Source organism: Longimicrobiaceae bacterium, assembly GCA_035936415.1.
Classification (GTDB): domain Bacteria; phylum Gemmatimonadota; class Gemmatimonadetes; order Longimicrobiales; family Longimicrobiaceae; genus JAFAYN01.
The window spans coordinates 1-18,246 of the sequence record DASYWD010000400.1 but is presented as its reverse complement, the minus strand read 5'-3'; the positions used below and the strand labels follow the sequence as shown (position 1 = coordinate 18,246).

Genomic DNA, 18,246 nt, shown 5'->3' with positions numbered 1-18,246 from the left:
CTACTACCGCAGCCCCGCCAACGTGGGCGACCCCGCCCTCGACCCGGAGCGGGCCTGGAGCGCCGAGGCGGGCGCGGACTGGATCCCGGCGCCCGCGGTCCGGCTGGCGCTGGGCGGCTGGGTGCGCAGGACGGAGGCGCTGATCGACTGGGCCCGCCCGGCCGGTGCGCCGCAGAGCGAGCCCTGGCGGACCCGCAACGTCCGCGACGCGGTCTTCCGAGGAGTGGAGGCGGAGGCCTCCACCGAGCTGGCCGGGACCCGCTGGACCGCCCGAGGCGCCGCCCTCTCGGTGCGGGCGGAGGACGCGGACGGGTACGTCTCCAAGTACGCACTGCGCCCCGTGGTGGAGAGCACGTCGCTGGCGGCGGAGCGGGCGCTCCCCGGCGGCCTGGGCCTGGCCGCCCGCGCGCGCCGCGTCCGCCGCACGGGCGAGGACGCCCACCTCCTGGCCGAAGCGCGCCTGCGCTGGACAGCGGGCCGGACGGAGGTGTTCCTGGACGCGCAGAACCTGCTCGGCGAGGCGTACCTGGACGTCGTCGGGCAGCCGGCGCCCGGACGCGCGGTGACGGTGGGGGTGCGCTGGGGGAGGTGAGTGCGGGCGGGAGTGCGAGGTGCGAAGTGGGAGGTGCGGAGCGGCGCCCCCGCCGGGAGATCCCGGCGGGGGCGCCGTCGCGTGAGGGATGCGCGCCCGGCGTACACGTTGGACAATCTACGGACACACAAGCCCCGCCGGGAACACGTCTTGCACGCCCACCTTACCCCCCGAGATCTGAGGCACCCCATCCGGAGGGACACGACATGGCGACGACGCTGGAATCCCCCACCGTCCGCGCGGAGCGGACGCGGGAAGCGGGAGGCGGGCAGGAGGAGGGCACGCACCAGAACGTGGGCGGGCCCGAGCGCCTGGCCTCGGTGGCTGGCGGCGGAATCCTGGCGCTGGCCGGGCTCAAGCGCGGCGGCATCGGCGGGATGCTGGCGGCGGCTGCGGGGGCGGCGCTGGTGCAGCGCGGCGTGACGGGCCACTGCTCCGTCTACGGCGGTCTGGGGCTGAGCAGCGCGCGGGACGACACCGGCCGGCGGATCGGCGCGCCCGAGCGGGTGTCCACCTTCGACAGCACGGTGACGGTGCGAACCTCGCTCACGGTGGCCCGGCCCGCTGCGGAGCTGTACCGCTTCTGGCGGGAGCCCGGCAACCTTCCCCGCTTCATGACGCGCATCGAGTCCGTCCGCGCGGAGTCGCCCACGCGCGCGCACTGGACGATGAGCGCGCCCATGGGCCGCACCTGGGAGTGGGCCGCCGAGGTCACGGAAGAGCGGGAGGGCGAGCGCATCGCCTGGCGGTCGGCGGAGGGGGCGCCGCTCCCGAACCGCGGCTCCGTCACCTTCCGCACCGACTCGCGCGGCGAGGAGACGGTGGTCACCTACGAGATCGAGTTCGATCCGCCGCTCGGAGCCGTGGGCGCGGCCATCGCCAACGTCTTCCACGAGGTCCCGGAGCAGATGGCCCGCCAGGACCTGCGCCGCTTCAAGGCGCTCGTGGAGAGCGGCGAGATCCCCACGACGGAGGGGCAGCCCTCCTGCCGGGGGAGGGACGATTGACCACCCGGACCGCGCCCGACCGGGTGGGGGTCGCGCAGGGGCTCTTCTACGCCGCCACGGGCGTCTGGTCCATCGTGGACGCCGACTCCTTCCAGGCGGTGACCGGGCCGAAGACCGACGTCTGGCTGGTGAAGACCGTCGGCGCGCTGGTCACGGCGGTGGGCGGGGCGCTGGCGTACGCGGGCGCCCGCGGCCGGACCACCCCGGAGCTGGCGCTGGTGGGAGCCGGGTGCGCGGCGGCGCTGGCCGCGGTGGACGGGGTGTACGTCGCCCGGCGGCGCATCCCCCCCGTGTACCTGCTGGACGCGGCGGCGGAGATGGCGCTGGTGGCTGCGTGGGGCGTGGCGCTCCGCGGCGGCCGCGGCCGGCCGAACGACGACACGGGCGGCCGGGGCGGACCCGGACGCCTTCGCGAAACGGAACCACCTCTCGCAGGAGCGGCGCAATGAGAGCACTCTGCTGGCAGGGTCCCAACAACGTGGGCGTGGAGAACGTCCCCGACCCGAAGATCCTGAACCCCCGGGACGCCATCGTGAAGATCACCACGACGTGCATCTGCGGGTCCGACCTCCACCTGTACGACGGCTACATCCCCTTCATGCAGCCCGGGGACATCCTGGGGCACGAGTTCATGGGCGAGGTGGTGGAGGTGGGGCCGGAGGTGAAGAAGCTGCGCGTGGGCGACCGGGTGGTGGTGCCCTTCACCATCTCGTGCGGGAGCTGCTTCTTCTGCAAGCGCGACCTGTGGTCGCTGTGCGACAACTCAAACACCAACGCCAACCTCGCGGAGAAGGTCTTCGGCCACAGCACGGCGGGGCTCTACGGCTACTCCCACCTCACGGGCGGGTACGCGGGCGGGCAGGCGGAGTACGCGCGCGTGCCCTACGCGGACTCGGGGCCGCTCAAGATCCCCGACGGGATGCCGGACGAGCAGGTGGTGTTCCTCACGGACATCTTCCCCACCGGCTACATGGCCGCGGAGTACTGCAACATCCAGCAGGGCGACACCATCGCGGTGTGGGGGTGCGGCCCCGTGGGACAGTTCGCCATCCGCAGCGCGCTGATGCTGGGCGCGGGGCGCGTGATCGCCATCGACCGCTTCCCCGAGCGCCTGCGCATGGCCGGCGAGGGGGGCGCGGAGGTGTTGAACTACGAGGAGGTCGGCGGGCTTCTGGACATCACCGATGCCCTGCGCGAGATGACCGGCGGGCGCGGACCGGACGCCTGCATCGACGCGGTGGGGATGGAGGCGCACGGAGTCGGGCTGGAGTGGTGGTACGACCGGGCCAAGCAGGCCACGCGGATGGAGACGGGGCGCCCCATCGCCCTGCGGCAGGCGATCCAGTCGGTCCGCAAGGGCGGGACGGTCTCCATCCCCGGCGTGTACGGCGGTGTGGTGGACAAGATCCCCCTGGGCGCCCTCATGAACAAGGGGCTCACCATCCGCACCGGGCAGACCCACATGCAGGCGTACATGGGTCCGCTCCTGGAGCGGATCCAGCGCGGGGAGATCGACCCCAGCTTCGTCATCACGCACCGGCTCCCGCTGGACCAGGCGCCGCACGGCTACGAGATCTTCAAGAAGAAGCAGGACGAGTGCATCAAGGTCGTCCTGACGCCGTAGCCGGGATGCCGGCCGGGAGCGCGAGGGGGTCGGACCGGAGGGGTCCGGCCCCCTTCCCCGTGCACCGAGGGGGGCCGTGACCGCGATCGCCTGGTTCCTGGTCACCGGCGCGCTGCTGGTGCTGCTCGCAGTGTCCGGCTCGGTGTTCCAGCGGCTCCCGCTCTCCGTCGCCATGGTGTACCTGATGGCGGGGGTGCTGATCGGCCCCGCCGTGCTGGACCTGTTCTACGTGGACCCGGTGGGCCAGGCCGCGCTGCTGGAGCGCATCACCGAGGTGGCGGTGATCATCTCCCTCTTCTCCGCCGGCCTCAAGCTCCGCACCCCCCTGGCCGACCGGCGCTGGCAGGTGCCGGTGCGGCTGGCGTTCGTCTCCATGACGGTGACGGTGGGGCTGATCGCCGCGGCCGGGGTGTGGGGGATGGGGCTCCCGCTGGGCGCGGCGGTCCTCCTGGGCGCGGTGCTCGCCCCCACCGACCCGGTGCTCGCCTCCGACGTACAGGTGGAGCACCCCACTGACCGCGACCGGCTTCGCTTCAGCCTCACCGGCGAGGCCGGGCTCAACGACGGCACCGCCTTCCCGTTCGTGATGCTGGGGCTGGGCCTGCTCGGGCTGCACGAGATGGGGGAGTGGGGGTGGCGCTGGCTGGCCGTGGACGTGCTCTGGGCCATCGTGGGCGGCCTGGCCGTGGGGACGGCGATGGGGATGGCGGTGGGCCGCTTCATCCTTTACCTGCGCAGCGAGCACAAGGAGGCGGTGGGGCTGGACGACTTCCTGGGGCTGGGGCTCATCGCGCTCTCCTATGGGACGGCGCTCCTGGTGCACACTTACGGCTTCCTGGCGGTGTTCGCGGCGGGCCTGGCGCTGCGCCGCATCGAGCGGAAGCACACCGGGGAGCACCGCCCCCCGCCCGACGTGGAGCTCGCCGCCGAGGCCGAGGACGTGGTGGAGGTCGCCACCGACCCGGAGAAGGCGCCCGCGTACATGGCGCAGGCGGTGCTGGCCTTCAGCGAGCAGCTCGAGCGCATCGGGACGGTGGGAGTGGTGGTGCTCCTGGGGGGGATGCTCTCGCAGAGCTACCTGTCCGTGCACGTGTTCTGGTTCGTCCCGCTCCTCTTCCTGGTGATCCGCCCCGTGGCGGTGGTGGTGGGGCTGGCGGGATCGGACACCTCGCCCGCGCGGCGGCGGCTGATCTCCTGGTTCGGGATCCGCGGGATCGGCTCCGTCTACTATCTCACCTTCGCCATCGAGCACGGCGTCCCGGGCGACGTGGCGGAGCGGCTGACGGCGGTCATGCTGGCGACCGTGGTCGCATCCATCTTCCTGCACGGGGTCACCGTGACACCGCTGATGCGGCGCTACACCCGGGAGTCGCGCGACGAGGACTGACACGGCCCCCTCCCCAAACCCCTCCCCCGCATGCGGGAGAGGGGCTTTTCTCGCGCGCTGGGAGGACGCGGAGGGCGAGGGGACTACGGACTCCGCCACTGCGCCGTCTGCTGCCGAAGGGCTCAGTAGCAGGCGCAGGCCTGACCGCGGCAGTATCCCAGGCCGCCGCACAGGTACGCGCAGTAGTCGTCGTTGCAGGCCCTGACCTCCGCGACCGGGGGGGTAGCGAGCGCCTGCGTCGCGCCGAAGGCGAGCGACCCCGCGATGGCGGCGGCGAACACGAACGCGGCCGCGAATCGGTGGATACGGGACATGGCAGTTTCTCCTGCAGAGGGTGGGCGGCCGGGGGCAGGGGCGCACGCAGCGTCCGCTTGCAGATTACTTCCGGCCAGGATGCAATATGATCCCCCGGGACACGCATCGCAATCCTGTTCGGACCCGACTACGGGAACCGTCGCCCTCCGACGGGGTTCTCCGCAGGGAGCAAGTGCCCCCCGCCCGGTGGGGAGGCACCGACCCCACCTCCGACACGGACGAAGTTATGGCAGAGTACACGCTGGTCGCGGACCGGACCGGGGAGCTGCGGCTGTCCGCGGAGGAGAAGGAAGCGCGCTACTCCGAGGTGGGCGCGCAGATCGAGGCCGTGCTCCAGGGAGAGCCGGACCTGCTGGCTGGGATGGCGACGGTCGCCTGCCTCCTCCACAACGCCTTCCCGTACTACTTCTGGACCGGCTTCTACCGCCGAATCTCGGCGGACGAGCTCCTGGTGGGGCCGTACCAGGGCACGATGGGGTGCCTGCGCATCCGCTTCGGGCGGGGGGTGTGCGGGACCTCGGCCGCGGAACGGCGGACGGTGGTCGTGCCGGACGTGCACGCCTTCCCCGGCCACATCGCCTGCGACGCCGCCTCGGCATCCGAGATCGTGGTGCCGGTGCTCGACGCCGCGGGCGAGCTGATCGCCGTGCTCGACGTGGACAGCACCATCCCGGCCGCCTTCGACGAGACGGACCAGCGGCACCTGGAGCGGATCGTCGCCCTGCTGGCGGACCGCGAGTCCCGTCCCGTTGTGGCGGCGTAGCCCGCGACCAGCCGGAGGAAGGCGCCACGGGGGGATAGCCGCCGGTCCGCGGGAGCGGTAGCTTGGAGGGGGCTCCGCCGCGGGCCCTCCGGCCTCCACGCGGACCCACGCCGCACATGCCCGACGCCCCGAACGACGGACCGCCCCTCCCCGAAGACACCCCGCGCCCCGGCGCCCCCGTCCCGGACCCGGCCCCTCCCGGCGGACCGCTGCGGGCGCTGCTGCGCATCCCGCTCTTCTACAAGATCCTGATCGCCAACGCGCTGATCGTGGTGCTGGGCACCGTGGCCGGCACCTGGGTGACCGCCTCGTACGTGCGCGCCGCGCCGCACCGGTCCACCCTCGACCTGGTGGGGCTCCTCGTGCTCGGCGGCCTGGTGCTCAGCGTGCTGGTGAACGCGCTGATCCTGCGCCTCGCCCTCTCGCCCCTGAAGCTCCTGGAGCGCGCCGCGGCGCAGGTGCTCGCCGGCAACCTGGACGCGCGCGCCCCCCGCTCCCCCGTGGCCGACCGGGAGCTGGACCGCCTGACGCGCACCTTCAATGGAATGCTGGACACCGTGGCGGTCTACCGGCAGCGCCTGCGCGACGTGGCGGTGCGCGCCCTCACCGCCGCCGAGGAGGAGCGGAAGCGGATCGCGCGGGAGCTGCACGACGAGACCGCGCAGATGCTGGCCGCCCTGCTCATCCGCGTGCGTATCGTCCGCAACTCGCAGGACCCGGAGGCGCTGGACGCGCTGCTGGAGGAGATGCGCGGAGAGATCGGCGAGTCGCTGGAGGGGATCCGCCGCTTCGCGCGCGGGCTGCGCCCCCCCGCGCTGGACGAGCTGGGGCTGGGCCCCGCCATCGAGTCGCACGCGCGCCACCTGGCGGAGAGCGTGGGGATCGCCATCCGCGTGGAGGCCGACCCGCTGGACGAGGTGCTCACCCCCGAGGCCGAGCTGGCGCTCTATCGCATCGTGCAGGAGGCTCTCTCGAACGTGGTCCGCCACGCCGGCGCCACCCACGCCACGGTCCGCGTGGCGCGCGCCCCCAGCGCCGTGCTCGTGGACGTGGAGGACGACGGCGGCGGCTTCGACGTGGCCGGCGTCATGGCGGGCGAGCGGAAGGGGCTGGGCCTCTTCGGCATGCAGGAGCGTGCCGCCTACCTGGGCGGCCGGGTGGAGATCCGCAGCAGCCCCGGCCAGGGGACCCGCGTGCGGGCGGAGGTGCCGGTGGCGGAGCAGGGAGCCGGCAACGGCTGACGGCGGAAGGCTTCGTCCGGATGGGGGCGAATTCCGCTGGCAGCAGGCCCGGACGCCCCGTTATATTCGATTCAGCGTCGGAACCGATCCAGGAGACCCGGAGATGGAGACCATGTCGGAACGGAAGCGCGAATCGCTGGTGATCATCGGCTCCGGCCCCGCGGCGTGGACCGCGGCCGTGTACGCCGCCCGCGCCAACCTCGACCCCGTCGTGTACGAGGGCGAGCCGTCGCGCGAGATGATCCCCGGCGGGCAGCTCATGTGGACCACCGACATCGAGAACTTCCCGGGCTTCCCGGAGGGCATCGGAGGCCAGGAGCTGATGGACCGGATGAAGGAGCAGGCGGTGCGGTTCGGCACCCGCGCCCTCATGGAGAACATCGTCGAGGTCGACTTCTCCGGCTCGCCGCATCGGCTGAAGCCGAACTACGGCGACTGGATCGACGCCGATGCAGTCATCGTCGCCACCGGGGCGCGCGCCAACTGGATCGGCCTCCCCAACGAGGAGCGGCTGGCGCAGAGCGGCGGAGGCGTCTCCGCCTGCGCGGTGTGCGACGGGGCGCTACCCTTCTTCCGTGACAAGGTCCTGGCCGTGGTCGGCGGCGGCGACTCGGCCATGGAGGAGGCCACCTACCTCACCAAGTTCGCCCGCGAGGTGGTGATCATCCACCGGCGCGACGAGCTCCGCGCCTCCAAGGTCATGGCGGAGCGGGCGCTCTCGCACGAGAAGATCCGGGTGGAGTGGAACACGCAGGTGGTGGACGTGCTCGGGGACGACTTCATCACCGGCCTGCGGCTGGAGGACACCGTCACCGGCGAGGAGCGGGAGATGGAGGTGGGCGGGCTCTTCGTCGCCATCGGACACACGCCCAACACGGCGTTCCTCCAGGGGCAGCTGGAGCTGACCCCCAACGGCTACGTCAAGCTCCCGACGCCGTGGCGCACCTGCACCAGCGTCCCCGGCGTGTTCGCCGCCGGCGACGTGATGGACGACTACTACCGCCAGGCGGTCAGCGCGGCTGGCACCGGGTGCATGGCGGCGCTGGACGCGGAGCGCTGGATGGCCCACCACGGGGTGGGCGCCGCGGAGCCCCCGGTGCTGGAGACGGCGCAGAGCTCCGTAGGCACCGCGGACGCGGAGGTCGAGGCGCGGTAGACGGACGACTTGGACTGGAGGGATCTTGCGGGGGCGTGGCCGACGGGGGCCGCGCCCCCGCTCCCGTTCTTCGCCTGCGGGCCGGCTACGGCCTCGCGCCTTGACAGGCGGCACGCACGCTGCATACGTATACACTCGCTATATTTTACGCATACAGTTCCGGAGGACGGATGAGTTCACCTGCGAAGCACCGCGCCCCCGCGTCCGATGAGCCGCATGGGGAGGCGGCACTGTCTGGCGGCTCTCTCGTGGAAGGTGAGAAGCCTACGCGCAAGAATCACTATCTTTACCAGTCGAAAATCGACCTGGCGAAGGAGATCCTCGGCGTGAAGACGGAGACCGAGGCTCTCGATCGCGCACTCGATCTGCTCATCTACGGCGAAGCACTCGCGACGGGCACCGAGGCGATGGAGGGCGAAGAGTACCACGATGTGCTCGGGATCGCAGACGAAGTCCCCGGTGCTCACCGGGGGTCGTGAGTGGAGAAGCTCGTTCTGGACACGAACGTATTCATCCATGCCATCCGGAGCCCCGAGGCCCGAGCGGAGCTGGCGGACTGGCAGCGCAGGATGGCGCCCCACATCTACCAGCACTCCGTGGTCGTCGCCGAGCTGCTGGTCGGGGCCAGAGACGATGCGACCTGGCGGAGGTGGCACGAGCGCTGGGTCGCGCCCGCAGAGCGAGTGAACCGGATCCTGGTTCCGCGCTACAGTGCCTGGTCACGCGCCAGCCGGATCGTCACGCGCCTTGTGGAGGCCGGCAAGATCAGCATGGGCGGCGTGAAGCCGAGCTTTCTCAACGATTGCCTGCTGGCCGCAACGTCCCGGGAGCATGGTCACGGCATCGTGACCTACAACCGCAGGGATTTCGAGCTGATCTCCCTCGTGGAGCCGGCCGTACGAGCCATCCCGCCCTTTCCATGACAGGCGCACGCGCGACGAGCGCCGGGAGGCGTGGCGCTTTCCAGGCGAGCGGCGTCGGTTACCGCTCCGGGAACGGTCTCGGCGCGCGCTCGCCGCGGCGCTCGCGCTCCGGGGAGTAGTGGCGCTCCTCCCGCGGCTCGTCCCGCCCGCCGCCCAGCCAGTCGCCCAGGCCGCGCGCCATGCGCTGCAGCCAGCCGTCGATGCCGTAGTCCGGGTGGAGGGGGCAGCTCTCCCCCGGCTCGGTCCCCACCAGGAAGTACTCCGTCGTCACCTGCTCGCCCGGGCACGCCTCCGTCGCCAGCTTCCCCGAGGCGCGGTCCACCTGTACAGGGACCACGTCCATGGGCGGCGCCCACCGCCGGGGGACGGGGGCGCGCTGGTAATGGTCCGCCAGGACGCGGCCCCACACCGGGGCCGCCAGCCCGCCCCCCGACGCGTTCGCCAGGATCCGCCGAGGCCGGTCGAACCCGAGCCACACCCCCGCCACCACGTCCGGCGTCACACCCACGAACCAGACGTCCGCGGCGTCGTTGGTGGTCCCCGTCTTCCCCGCGGCGGGAACGCTGTGGGGGAGCCCGGCCGAGCGCACGCCGGAGCCGGTCCCGCGGTTCACCACGTCCTCCATCAACGAGGTGGTGAGGTACGCGACGCCGGAGGGGAGCACCGGCTGGCGGCGCACCGGCGCCCGCCAGAGCACCCGCCCCTGGGCGTCGTCCACCCGAACGATCATCCGCGGGTGCACCAGCGTCCCCCCCGTGGCGAACGGCGAGTACGCCGCCACCAGTTCCAGCGGGATCACGTCCGCCGCCCCGAGGAAGGTGGAGGGGTACTCCCGGATTGGAGTGGTGAGCCCCAGGTCGCGCGCGGTCTGCGCCACGTACGAGACCCCCACCCGCTCGCCCAGCTCCACCGCGGCGCGGTTGGAGGAGAGCCGCAGCCCGTCGCGCATGTCCAGCGTCAGCGTGTCCGAGACCGCGTCGCGCGGCCGGTAGCCTCCATCGATGCCGTCCGGCTCGGCGCCGGGGCCCACCAGCGGGGTGGAGACGGGGATCCCGCGGGCGATGGCGGCGGCGTACAGGAAGGGCTTGAAGGCCGATCCCGCCTGCCGCTTGGCCTGCGTCACCCGGTCGAACTGGCTCTGCGCGAAGTCGCGCCCGCCCACCAGCGACAGGATGTCGCCGGTGCGCGCGTCCATCGCCACGAACAACCCCTGCAGGCAGTTGGCGTCCGCGCCCTTGGCCCCGGACGGGCAGGCCGGGCCGCGGAAGCGCCCGAACTTCCCCTGCTCCACGGCGCGGATCTGCGCCTTCAGCTCCCGCTCGGCCGTGGCCTGCATCCGCGGGTCGAGGGTGGTGTACACCCGCAGCCCCATCCGCTCCGCGTCCGGCCCGAACTGCTCGCGCAGCGCCTGCCGGATCTCCGCCACGAAGTACGGGGCCAGCCCGCGCGCCTCCATCGGCGGCACCAGCTCCAGCGGTGCGCCCTGCGCCCGCTCGGCCATCCCGGGGGTGAGGTACCCCTGGTCGCGCATCAGGGCGAGCACCAGGTTGCGCCGCCGCTTCGCGCGCTCGGGGTTGCGCCGCGGGTTGTAGCGCGTGGGGGCCTTGGGGAGCGCGGCCAGCACGGCCGCCTCGGCGGGGCTCAGGTCCGTGCCGGACTTCCCGAAGTACCCCTGCGCCGCGGCCTCCACCCCGTACAGCCCGTCGCCCAGGTAGATCTGGTTGAGGTACAGTTCCAGGATCTCGTCCTTGCTGAACTCGCGCTCGATGTCGCGCGCGAGCACCACCTCCCACAGCTTCCGCCGCAGCGTCTTCTCCCGGGACAGGTGGTCCGGGAAGACGTTGCGGGCCAGCTGCATGGTGATGGTGCTGAACCCCTCGTCGTAGTTGAAGGCGCGGAGGTTCCGCGCCATCGCCCCGAACACGCGCCGCACGTCGATCCCCCCGTGCTGGTAGAAGCGCTTGTCCTCCACCGCCAGGAAGGCGCCGGACACGTGCTGGGGGATGCGCTGCAGCGGCACCAGGATGCGGCGCTCCGGCGCCAGGTGCGCCAGGATCTCGCCCTTGCGGTCGAAGACGCGGCTCGCCATGGGCGGCGAGTAGCTGCGCAGCGCCTCCACCGACGGGCACGCCGGCCCGGAACAGCGCGGCCACAGCCACGCCAGCCCCGCCCCTGCGCCGACGACGCCCAGGAGCAGTACGGCGAGGAGTACCTGGAAGATCCGCCTGCCGAGGGAGGATCCGGCCTTCTTCTTCCGGGATCCGCGCTTGCGGGTGCTGCGCTTGCGAGACATCCGACGGGACGCTGGGAGGGCGGGTCCCCCGCGGGGGACCGTGCGGCAAAGGGGGTGGTACCGGTGAGGCGCGGGGGTGTTCCGGGAACAGCGAGCGCGAAGGTGCGGGGGTGCGAAAGCGCGGGAGCGATCCCGTCAGCTCCTGAGCATCCTCCCGCCGTCCACGATCAGGACCTCGCCGGTGACGAAGTCGGCGCGGAGGAGGTAGAGAAGGGCTTCGACCACGTCGCCCGGCGTGCCGTTGCGGCGCAGGGGGGCGCGCTCGGCGAGCCTGCGGACCTGGTCGTCCGGGAAGTCGTCGGGCGGGAGCACGGTGCCGGGGGCGATGGCGTTCACCCGGATCTCGGGGGCGAGGGCGCGGGCGGCGACCTTCGTGAGCTGCACGAGCCCGGCCTTGGAGATGGAGTGGGCGGCGTACCCCTGCCAGCTCTGGAGCCCCGCCAGGTCGGCCAGGTTCACGACGGCGCCCCCGCCGCGCTCCCGCATCCCGGGCGCGAGGAGCTGCGTCAGGAAGAAGGGGGCCCTGAGGTTGACGGCGAGGGTGTGCTCCCAGGTAGCCTCGTCCGTGTCCTCGAAGCCCTCTTCCGGGAAGACCGAGGCGTTGTTCACCAGCACGTCGATGCCCCCGAAGGGGCGCTCCGCCTCCTCCGCCAGCCGCCGCACCTCGTCCATCCGCGACAGGTCGGCGCCGACCATCGCCGCCTCTCCCCCGCCCCGCCGGATCTCGTCCACCAGCTCCCGCGCCGGCCCATCGGACGAGCCGTAGCCGACCACCACGCGCATTCCCTCCCGCACGAGCGCGAGCGAGAGGGCGCGGCCCACGCGGACCGCGCCACCGGTTACGAGGGCGACACGTTCGTGCAGTTTCATTCGTCAGGAACGAGCATCTCAGCTGTTGGCGAGTGCGCAGCTGGGAAATCGCGGTCGCACTTTCAGGTGAGGAAGCTATCGGGCCACTGCCAAAGCGCAATGCATCGGTCGTGAACGCCTCTCGTCGCGTCCGTCGCCTGTGCTATGGGATCGAAAGACCACGAAGCGGAGCGCCCACAGCATGATAGAAGACACGTATTGACATCACCCCAGGCCGGGAGTACCTTCGCGGAGAAGCGTTTGGTTGGAAAGCCACAGGTACACCTCCGCATCCACCTGCGGCTCGACTCCCTCGCATAGCCCCCCACCTGAACGGACCCGCCTACTGCCTCTCGGGCTCAGTCCCCCATGTACGACGTTCACCCCCAGCGACTAAACTGTTCGCTCTCCACACGTGACATCTGAACAGCCTCCCCCTGAATGAACCCCCCCAGCTACTGGCGCGGCATTCTTCTGAGTGCGGCGCTACCGCTCTGGGTCGCTGGCTGCAGCGACTCGTCACTTTCCGGTCCGGAGCATCGGCCAGAAGAGGTGAGCACCCCTCACAGGTCTGCTTCGAATCTGAACCCGTACAACATACCTGTGCCGGGTACGAACGAGACGAATGACGGCGCTCTCGTATGGACGAACAGCGGGGTGACTACCCCCGCACGAACCTGGCAGGACGCAGGGCAGGGAAAGAGCGCTTATTTCGACGTGGAGGTCAGCGGATCGGTTGATGTGAGGACGGGCTCCAAGTGGCTGAGCAAGCCTTGTACCCCCTATGAAACTCCAGATGGAGGAAAGAGTGCAGGGCCGCTCGGACTCACGGACGCACCGGGCTGGCTGGCGGTATCTCTGGCCGCAGGCTCATCCGGTGGGACACCGATCACGCTTAAGGCCGACGCGGGAGACGCAATGACGGCGCGTGCCCGCATTATGCTGATGGCGTCGCAGAGTATCTGGGTGAAGCGGTCTGGTCTCCCAGGTAGCGGAAACTGCATTGAGAATGGAGTCGTCGTGCCATACTTTATGTATGAGTTCAGCGGCTCGCAGCGGCTGAAAGTCACGCCTGTCCCCAACCCGCTTTCCGTCTCTGCTGGAAACCCTCGGCCAGCTCCGCTGCAACCTGTTACATTTACTGCGAGTGGCGGCACCAACATCAAGTGGCAGTTCGTGCCGGGGGATACGCTCGCCACTCCGAGCGACCAGGCCAACTGGCAGTACCCGATCAGTCAGTGCACGGGGATGGCGACGTGCAACTATACGCCGGGTTCGAGCGGTCGCATGTACATCCTCGCGACTGCCGATGGCATGGAAGTTACTCAGGTCAGCGGGATCGTCTGGGTGCGCAGCTGCGTCATGTTCAAGAATCCTCCGAACGATCCTTCGCTGTCGGATCCGGTATTTCTCAACACAATGGAGGATCTCGCAAAGCGCACTGGCTGGGACCAGCCGATCAGTCAGCGAAGGGAACGAGGTGGGTGGCTGTTGCGCCGAGGTGGTGTCACGGAGTTCCGGGAATTTGATTATGGACCTGGAATGCCGACCACGTGCAACAGTAACTCGTATGATCGACGACGGCACTACCGCGATCAGGGATATCAGATCATCGGAATGATGCACACGCATCCAACAAAAGGCGGCGCGGAAATTCCGGCAGGAACGTGCCCGGGTCAAACAACGCCGCACACGGCGAAGGATGGGCCGAGTCCCCATTCGAAGACGAAAGCCGGGGACCTCACGCCGTGGAGGAGACCGGCAGACAAGTTCGACTTCCCTGGTTACGCTCTCGATCCGGACCATCTGCACAGCTGGGAGAACGTCCTGGATGCGAACGGTAACCTGAAGCTACAGCAAAACAAGTATGATCTGAACAAAGGAGCGAACGCATGTCTCAAGTAATTCTGCGGCTGAGCCTCCTGGCTCTCGCAGTGGCATCCGTAGGTGCAATCGGCGGGGCTGAAGGACTGCAGTCTCAAGTCTCCCCAATCGCGGTATCGTGCGGGGACACAGCGGACATGGAAGTGGAGTTGGAGATGATTCAACTCCGTTTCACGGGCGACGCTCCATACACGGAGTATAGGGTCAGGAATAACCTGCCCACCCTGGACCTATCGATCACTGCGACGCCTGTTGCGGATTCGGCCACCTGTAACATCCTTCGGCAGAAGGTCGATTCGCTCCTGGGCTCCAACGCTTTCTGGACGCTACGTCCGAGGAAATACGCGTACATGAAGATGGGTCCTTACCTCGCCGTGCTGGTAGCCGAAGACCTGGATGCGCAGGGACTAATCGGGCACAGCCGGTGGGTCCTGGAGATCTTCAAAGAGGAAGATTACGCGCATATCCCGACCGTATTCCAGATCGGAGGATAACTGCGCCACATAAATACCGCTACGAGCACGAAGGATCGGACCGAGGCGTGTTCGTAGGAGGTATGTAGGGGTTCGATTGACTAGGATGTCGACAGCCGGCGAGCGCTCCAGCACAGGAGCACTCGCCGGCTGTCTTCCCCTCGGCTCAGACCAGAACGGTGACCGGCCCGGCTTCGTGATGCGCTGCGGGCGAGCCGCCGTAAGCGGGCTGTCCGCCGCCGTGTCCGGCGATTGTTTACTCCCCCTCCTCCTGCTTGAAGACCTTGAGGTTGGTGGAGTGGCCGGGGTTCACGCGCGCCTTGGGGTTGACGTAGTGCACCGCGTTGTTCACCGCGATGGCGGCTTCGCCGTAGCCGGTGGCGATCAGCTCCAGCTTCCCCGGGTAGTGGGTCACGTCCCCGGCGGCGTACACGCCCTCGATGTTGGTCTCCATGAGCTGGGAGACCTTGATGCTGTTCTTCTCCAGCTCCAGCCCCCACGTCCCCACCGGGCCCAGGTCCGGCTTGAAGCCGAGGAGCGCGACCACCGCCTCCACGTCCAGAGACACGTCCTCGTTGGTGGTGTTGTCGTAGATCACCGCCCGGCGGACGCAGCCGTCCTCTCCCTCCAGGATGCGGACCTCGTACGGGGTCAGGATGTTGAGCTTTCCCGCCTCCGCCAGTGCACGCATCTCGCGCACGCTGGCGCTGTGGGCCCGGAACTCGTCGCGCCGGTGGATCAGCGTGATCTCTGTGGCGATCCCCTGCAGGCCCAGCGCCCAGTCCACAGCGGAGTCGCCGCCGCCCACCAGGAGCACGCGCCGGCCGCGGAACTCCTCGGGCTGGTGCACGTGCGTGTGGACGCCCGAGCGCGCCTCGTACAGCTCCTCCCACCCAGGACACTCCAGCACGCGCGGGTTGAGGGCGCCCTTCCCGGCGGTGATGACTACGGTGCGGCTCAGCAGCTCGCCCCGAGGCGTGCCCAGGCGGATCAGCCCGTCCTCGCGCGCGAGCGTCTGCACCTCCGTCTCCAGCAGCACCTCAGGGCCGAACTGCGTCCCCTGCTCGATCATGTTCTTCGCCAGGTCCTTGGCGAGGATCCGCGGGAGGCCGCCCACGTCGAAGATGTACTTCTCCGGATAGAGCGCCATGAGCTGCCCGCCGAGCTGCGGCAGGGCGTCCACGATGCGGCAGGAGACGCCGCGCAGCCCGGCGTAGAAGGCGGCGAAGAGCCCCGTGGGGCCCCCGCCGATGATGGTCACGTCGCTGATCTGGGCGTCGCTCACGCGCGTTCTCTCCGGTTCTTCGGGCGGTGCGCCGGCCGGGGAAGGCTCCCCGGCCCGGTCCGCGTTCCATATAGGCCGCGCGGAGTGGGGCCGCAAGGCCGCCGTCCTCTTGCACTGTGCAACGGATCGTGCAGGATCGGGAGGGAAAATCGTGTGCCCCGCGGGGTGGGAGAAATGGTAAATCATCGATCTGCAAATACTTACCCGCGTGCCGCATTTTGGGTATACCCGTTGCCTTACCCCGGGCCAGCAGCACGGAGCCGTGCTGGCAGTAGCATCCCCCACCCCCCCTCTCGGGAGAACCACCATGCGGAACCTGCGTAGCACCAAGGGCTTCACCCTCATCGAGCTCATGATCGTGGTCGTGATCATCGGCATCCTCGCCGCGATCGCGATTCCGAAGTTCAGCAACGTCTCGAGGAGCGCGAAGCAGTCCGAGGCGGAGTCGGTCCTGAAGCAGATCCACTCGCTCCAGGAGTCGTACTTCCAGAAGAACGACACCTACACCCTCGTCCTCGGCAACAACCCGGCCGCCCCCAACTTCCTGACCGGTTGGCAGGACCCGCAGGCGAAGTACTTCACCTTCGCGGTCACCGCGGCCAACACGACGAGCTACTGCGCCACCGCGACGCCGAACGCCGCCGGGATCGCCGCCGGCGTGGTGGCGATGAGCATCCGGGTCGCCAACGTTGCGGCTCCCGCCGCGACCGACGGCCGTCCGACCGACGGTGCATGTGGCGCCGCTGCCTAACCTGAACGCCGCCGGGAGCTGGAGTCACTCCAGCTCCCGGTATTTCGTTCCCGAGACGCCACCCATTCCGGAGTCATCATGCTGCCCCGTAGCCGACCGCGGCATGGCTTCACCCTCATCGAGCTCATGATCGTGGTCGTGATCGCCGGCATCCTTGCCGCCATCGCGATCCCGAAGTTCCTCGGAATCTCGCACGCGGCGAAGGAGTCGGAGGCCGAGCCGATCCTGAAGCAGGTCTACACACTCCAGCTCCGCCACAAGCAGAAGAGTGACGACTTCGCCTCCCGGTTCATGGACCTGGAGGGCTCGGCGGAGCCGGTCGGAACCGCCCGGCACTACGACTTCCGCATCACCGGGGACGCGAGCACCTTCACGGTCTGCGCAACCCCCCGCAGCATCCCGGAGCTGCGTTCCTTCCGGATCGACGATACCCGGACGATCAGCGTGATCGCCCCGGGGGACTGCACCGGCAGCGCAGTGTAGCAACGGATCGTGGACGGGTGGAGACGACAGGGGGCGCCATTGGCGTCCCCCGTTTCATTTTCACCCCCCGTAGTAGTCCACGTAGAAGCTCTCCTCCTCGTGCAGCCGCAGCCGCACCAGCCTCCCCTCCCCGAGCCGCGGCGCGATCCTCTCCCAGAGCAGTACCAGGATGTTCTCGGTGGTGGCGATCATCCCCCCCTCCCGGAACTCCGGCACCACGTGGTTCAGGTGCTGATGGTCCAGCGGCTCCAGAACCTCCTCACGCAACACCCCGTCCAGCACCCCCAGGTCGACGCTGAAGCCCGTCTCCGGGTTCACCTCCCCCGCCACCGTCACCTCCAGCAGGTAGTTGTGCCCGTGGCCGTGCGGGTTGGCGCAGGGGCCGAAGACCTCGCGGTTGCGCTCCGCGCTCCACTCCGGGCGGTGGTACCGGTGCGCGGCGGAGAAGCGCACTTTGCGGGTGAGGTGTGCAGTCGGCATATGCGGGAGGGGGCGGAGGACCTGTGCGTGCGGCGACCGGGCGAAGTTACCCGGCGTCCACGTGCGGCGACAGGGGAAGTGGCGTGGCACGCCCCGGCGTATCGATACTTTCGGCACGCGTTTTGCCAAACCGCTACAGAGCCGCAGCAAAGCGTTTCTTGCCCTCATCCCCGCTCCGAGCCCTGTCCGTGCCCCATGCCCCCACTCTCCCGGCCGAACCCGTCCGCGCGCCAGACCGCATCCGCGCCTTCCACGCACGTCTCCGGCAGCAGGGCGTGAGCGTACCGGCCATGGACCCGGACCGAGATTCCACGCCCATGATCCTGATCGCCGAGGACCACGAGGACAGCCGGGACGCGCTTCGGGCGCTGCTGGACGCGTTCGGCTACCGCGTCGAGGTGGCGGCCAACGGGCGGGAGGCGGTGGAAACCGCGCTTGCGTCCTCGCCCGACCTGATCCTGATGGACATCATGATGCCGGAGCTGGACGGCTTCGAGGCGACGCGCAGGCTCCGCGCGAACCCGGAGTTCCGGCAGATCCCCATCGTGGCGCTCACCGCCATGGAGGGCGCCCGGGAGCGGGTGATGGAGGCCGGGTGCGACGACTACGTCGCCAAGCCCATCAACGTTCGCACCTTCCTGGCGCGCGTCGAGGGGTGGATTGGATCGAGGCGGGCCGCGGAATCCTGAGCGGAGCCCCAACCACACGTGTACGTAACGAAGCGCGGGCGGCCTCGAGGC

The 18,246-nt window shown here is 69.8% G+C and carries 20 protein-coding genes; 15 read left to right on the top strand and 5 right to left on the bottom strand.

Annotation, left to right across the window (positions count from 1 at the left end; all coding sequences use genetic code 11):
* From VGR37_16325 to VGR37_16305, 5 genes are all read left to right on the top strand, one after another.
* Positions 1–592: TonB-dependent receptor (locus tag VGR37_16325; protein HEV2148973.1), on the top strand; the 592-nt coding region annotated here is incomplete at its 5' end.
* Between the two features lie 206 nt (positions 593–798).
* The gene (locus VGR37_16320) at positions 799–1,599 is read left to right on the top strand and encodes an SRPBCC family protein (GenBank protein ID HEV2148972.1); all 801 of its coding nucleotides are present in this window, start codon (positions 799–801) and stop codon (positions 1,597–1,599) included.
* The gene (locus VGR37_16315) at positions 1,596–2,048 is read left to right on the top strand and encodes a hypothetical protein (GenBank protein HEV2148971.1); all 453 of its coding nucleotides are present in this window, start codon (positions 1,596–1,598) and stop codon (positions 2,046–2,048) included. Before VGR37_16320 ends, VGR37_16315 begins: the two co-directional genes overlap by 4 nt.
* On the top strand, positions 2,045–3,223 hold the full coding sequence (locus VGR37_16310) for a zinc-dependent alcohol dehydrogenase (protein ID HEV2148970.1): 1,179 nt from the start codon (positions 2,045–2,047) through the stop codon (positions 3,221–3,223). Before VGR37_16315 ends, VGR37_16310 begins: the two co-directional genes overlap by 4 nt.
* A 76-nt stretch (positions 3,224–3,299) precedes the next feature.
* Positions 3,300–4,610, top strand: a complete 1,311-nt coding sequence (locus VGR37_16305) for a sodium:proton antiporter (protein ID HEV2148969.1) — start codon at positions 3,300–3,302, stop codon at positions 4,608–4,610.
* Between the two features lie 122 nt (positions 4,611–4,732).
* On the opposite strand, the gene VGR37_16300 is transcribed toward VGR37_16305, so the two are convergent.
* Positions 4,733–4,924 carry a hypothetical protein gene (locus VGR37_16300; GenBank protein HEV2148968.1) on the bottom strand — a complete coding sequence of 64 codons (192 nt, stop codon included), beginning with the start codon at positions 4,922–4,924 and terminating at the stop codon, positions 4,733–4,735.
* Positions 4,925–5,151: 227 nt separating this feature from the next.
* On the opposite strand from VGR37_16300, the gene VGR37_16295 reads away from it, so the two are divergent.
* The 5 genes from VGR37_16295 (at position 5,152) to VGR37_16275 (ending at position 9,008) form a co-directional block, all read left to right on the top strand.
* Positions 5,152–5,688 carry a GAF domain-containing protein gene (locus VGR37_16295; GenBank protein ID HEV2148967.1) on the top strand — a complete coding sequence of 179 codons (537 nt, stop codon included), beginning with the start codon at positions 5,152–5,154 and terminating at the stop codon, positions 5,686–5,688.
* Between the two features lie 116 nt (positions 5,689–5,804).
* Positions 5,805–6,929: an ATP-binding protein gene (locus VGR37_16290; protein HEV2148966.1), complete on the top strand. Its 1,125-nt coding sequence runs from the start codon at positions 5,805–5,807 to the stop codon at positions 6,927–6,929.
* 103 nt (positions 6,930–7,032) lie between these two features.
* A complete protein-coding gene (gene trxB, locus VGR37_16285) occupies positions 7,033–8,085 on the top strand; it encodes a thioredoxin-disulfide reductase (GenBank protein HEV2148965.1) in 1,053 nt (350 codons plus the stop codon).
* Positions 8,086–8,255: 170 nt separating this feature from the next.
* Positions 8,256–8,564: a hypothetical protein gene (locus VGR37_16280; GenBank protein HEV2148964.1), complete on the top strand. Its 309-nt coding sequence runs from the start codon at positions 8,256–8,258 to the stop codon at positions 8,562–8,564.
* Complete coding sequence (locus VGR37_16275) at positions 8,565–9,008, top strand: type II toxin-antitoxin system VapC family toxin (protein ID HEV2148963.1); 444 nt, start codon at positions 8,565–8,567, stop codon at positions 9,006–9,008.
* Between the two features lie 58 nt (positions 9,009–9,066).
* Here the strand turns inward: VGR37_16275 and VGR37_16270 are convergent, their stop codons facing one another.
* Positions 9,067–11,301: a PBP1A family penicillin-binding protein gene (locus VGR37_16270; GenBank protein HEV2148962.1), complete on the bottom strand. Its 2,235-nt coding sequence runs from the start codon at positions 11,299–11,301 to the stop codon at positions 9,067–9,069.
* A 135-nt stretch (positions 11,302–11,436) separates the two neighbouring features.
* Positions 11,437–12,171: an SDR family oxidoreductase gene (locus VGR37_16265; protein HEV2148961.1), complete on the bottom strand. Its 735-nt coding sequence runs from the start codon at positions 12,169–12,171 to the stop codon at positions 11,437–11,439.
* A gap of 636 nt (positions 12,172–12,807) precedes the next feature.
* On the opposite strand from VGR37_16265, the gene VGR37_16260 reads away from it, so the two are divergent.
* On the top strand, positions 12,808–14,055 hold the full coding sequence (locus tag VGR37_16260) for a hypothetical protein (GenBank protein ID HEV2148960.1): 1,248 nt from the start codon (positions 12,808–12,810) through the stop codon (positions 14,053–14,055).
* Positions 14,043–14,528, top strand: coding sequence for a hypothetical protein (locus VGR37_16255; protein ID HEV2148959.1), 486 nt, complete (start codon positions 14,043–14,045; stop codon positions 14,526–14,528). The genes VGR37_16260 and VGR37_16255 overlap by 13 nt, the downstream gene beginning before the upstream one ends.
* Before the next feature lie 235 nt (positions 14,529–14,763).
* On the opposite strand, the gene VGR37_16250 is transcribed toward VGR37_16255, so the two are convergent.
* The gene (locus VGR37_16250) at positions 14,764–15,792 is read right to left on the bottom strand and encodes an NAD(P)/FAD-dependent oxidoreductase (protein ID HEV2148958.1); all 1,029 of its coding nucleotides are present in this window, start codon (positions 15,790–15,792) and stop codon (positions 14,764–14,766) included.
* A 307-nt stretch (positions 15,793–16,099) separates the two neighbouring features.
* On the opposite strand from VGR37_16250, the gene VGR37_16245 reads away from it, so the two are divergent.
* Entirely contained in the window at positions 16,100–16,543 is a 444-nt protein-coding gene (locus VGR37_16245; protein HEV2148957.1) for a type IV pilin protein, read from the top strand.
* Positions 16,544–16,621: 78 nt separating this feature from the next.
* Complete coding sequence (locus VGR37_16240; protein ID HEV2148956.1) at positions 16,622–17,026, top strand: type II secretion system protein; 405 nt, start codon at positions 16,622–16,624, stop codon at positions 17,024–17,026.
* A 60-nt stretch (positions 17,027–17,086) separates the two neighbouring features.
* Here VGR37_16240 and VGR37_16235 read toward each other — a convergent pair whose 3' ends face one another.
* On the bottom strand, positions 17,087–17,506 hold the full coding sequence (locus VGR37_16235) for a 6-carboxytetrahydropterin synthase (GenBank protein HEV2148955.1): 420 nt from the start codon (positions 17,504–17,506) through the stop codon (positions 17,087–17,089).
* A 317-nt stretch (positions 17,507–17,823) separates the two neighbouring features.
* On the opposite strand from VGR37_16235, the gene VGR37_16230 reads away from it, so the two are divergent.
* Positions 17,824–18,195: a response regulator gene (locus tag VGR37_16230; GenBank protein ID HEV2148954.1), complete on the top strand. Its 372-nt coding sequence runs from the start codon at positions 17,824–17,826 to the stop codon at positions 18,193–18,195.
* Positions 18,196–18,246: the final 51 nt, after the last annotated feature.